The following is a 1,335-nucleotide window of genomic DNA, read 5'->3' on the forward strand; positions in this document are numbered from 1 at the left end:
CGAGGTCTGCGCCACCAAGTTACTTGGTCATGCATCAAACCCGGCTTTATGGGCCTGTTCATTATGAAATAACGATAGCGCCTAGATACTGCACTGAAACGCGCATGGAAATCAGAATCCACTGGCCGTACCCAGTTTAGGCACACACCATTTGGCAGATTGGTATTAATACCCATCTTCCAGGCATGGGCATCCCGGATAGCATGACTATCAAAGTGAATCACCTGAGCACTGGCGTGAACACCCGCGTCGGTTCTACCTGCACAAATTAATTTAACGGGGTGATTCGCCACTTTTGACGCGGCTTTTTCTAACGCATCTTGAACACTTTTACCGGGGTGGTGTATTTGACTCTGCCAACCCTTAAACAAAGCGCCGTTGTACTCTACGCCTGCCACCCAGCGTTGAACCTTAAGTGCTTGTTGCATACCCACTCACCCAAACTAAAAACTAAAATTTGAAACCTAAAAAAAGAAAACCCGAACATGCTGCCATGCCCGGGATTTTTTCGTACCGAACCTTTTGTGTTTTACACTAGGCTATCCAGCAAACTGCCTGCATCCTGCTTTTGCTTATCGGTGCCCTCTTCCAGCACTTCTTGCAAAATTTCTTTGGCACCGTCTTTATCATCCATATCAATGTAGGCACGTGCCAAGTCCAGTTTGGTTTCGCTCTCATCTGTGCCACTTAGGAAATCAAGGTCGGCATCCAGGTCGGAAAGATCTAACTCAGCAGTGGCGGCCACTGGTTCGTTAATTGGCTCGCTGACTGGTTCAGATGCATCAAATTCGAGCATTTCTGCATCTAATTCTTTAGATAATTCGTCCAAATCCAATAAAGGATCGACATCCGTTTCCGGCTGTTCAGCCAATTCGTCCAGATCTAAATCCAGTGACACCTCATCAGTGGCATCGTCCTCATGAGCTACAGTATCCAGATCTATTTCGGCACTATCATCCAGTACCGGTAACTCATCGTCTTCCACATCAAACGATAAGTCTGCTGCCGCATCAAGATCAACATCCAGTGAATCCAGATCTAGATCAAGGCCACCTAATTCATCATCAAGAGACTCTTGCGCCACCTCATCCAGTTCAGTGTCTAGTGACAGACTATCATCTAAGTCCAAAGAGACATCGCCTGATAAATCGAGGTCTATGTCTAAATCATTACTGTCTTCAAGTACTGGTAATTCACTCTCTTCTGCATCAAACGAGAGTTCATCGCCAGACTCTAATCCCAAATCTATGTCTAAAGCGTCCGATGACAATTCCAAGGATTCGTCGCCATCTAAAGACAAATCTATATCATCAAGACCGCCAGCTGATTCAGCAA

General features: G+C 45.9%; 2 protein-coding genes. Both read right to left on the reverse strand.

Going from position 1 to position 1,335, the window contains the following annotated elements; translation table 11 throughout:
- The coding region (locus DWA01_RS19960; protein WP_473206063.1) for a pseudouridine synthase family protein at positions 1 to 428 on the reverse strand (428 nt) is incomplete at its 3' end.
- Between the two features lie 101 nt (positions 429 to 529).
- A partial coding sequence (locus tag DWA01_RS19965; protein ID WP_336470020.1) for a FimV C-terminal domain-containing protein occupies positions 530 to 1,335 on the reverse strand: 806 nt, incomplete at its 5' end.

This window comes from Candidatus Halocynthiibacter alkanivorans (genome assembly GCF_003333265.1).
GTDB classification, from domain to species: domain Bacteria; phylum Pseudomonadota; class Alphaproteobacteria; order Rhodobacterales; family Rhodobacteraceae; genus Halocyntiibacter_A; species Halocyntiibacter_A alkanivorans.